1 rRNA gene is annotated in these 809 nt (G+C 50.7%); it reads left to right on the forward strand.

Annotated elements, in window-relative coordinates:
* A 23S ribosomal RNA gene (locus V3C40_RS28250) occupies nucleotides 1-809 on the forward strand; the annotation flags it as partial.

Genomic DNA, 809 nt, shown 5'->3' on the forward strand with positions numbered 1-809 from the left:
TACTAAGCGTACGACAAGTAGGGCGGGACACGTGACATCCTGTCTGAATATGGGGGGACCATCCTCCAAGGCTAAATACTCGTAATCGACCGATAGTGAACCAGTACCGTGAGGGAAAGGCGAAAAGAACCCCGGAAGGGGAGTGAAATAGATCCTGAAACCGTGTGCATACAAACAGTAGGAGCGGACTTGTTCCGTGACTGCGTACCTTTTGTATAATGGGTCAGCGACTTACATTCAGTGGCAAGGTTAACCGCATAGGGAAGCCGTAGAGAAATCGAGTCCGAATAGGGCGATCAGTCGCTGGGTGTAGACCCGAAACCAAGTGATCTACTCATGGCCAGGATGAAGGTGCGGTAACACGCCCTGGAGGTCCGAACCCACTAATGTTGAAAAATTAGGGGATGAGCTGTGGGTAGGGGTGAAAGGCTAAACAAACTTGGAAATAGCTGGTTCTCTCCGAAAACTATTTAGGTAGTGCCTCAAGTATCACCATCGGGGGTAGAGCACTGTTATGGCTAGGGGGTCATTGCGACTTACCAAACCATTGCAAACTCCGAATACCGATGAGTGCGAGCTTGGGAGACAGACGTCGGGTGCTAACGTCCGGCGTCAAGAGGGAAACAACCCAGACCGCCAGCTAAGGTCCCAAAGATTGGCTAAGTGGAAAACGAAGTGGGAAGGCTAAAACAGTCAGGATGTTGGCTTAGAAGCAGCCATCATTTAAAGAAAGCGTAATAGCTCACTGATCGAGTCGTCCTGCGCGGAAGATGTAACGGGGCTAAGCCAGTCACCGAAGCTGCGGATAT

This window comes from Janthinobacterium sp. LS2A (assembly GCF_036543145.1).
Classification (GTDB): domain Bacteria; phylum Pseudomonadota; class Gammaproteobacteria; order Burkholderiales; family Burkholderiaceae_D; genus Janthinobacterium; species Janthinobacterium aestuarii.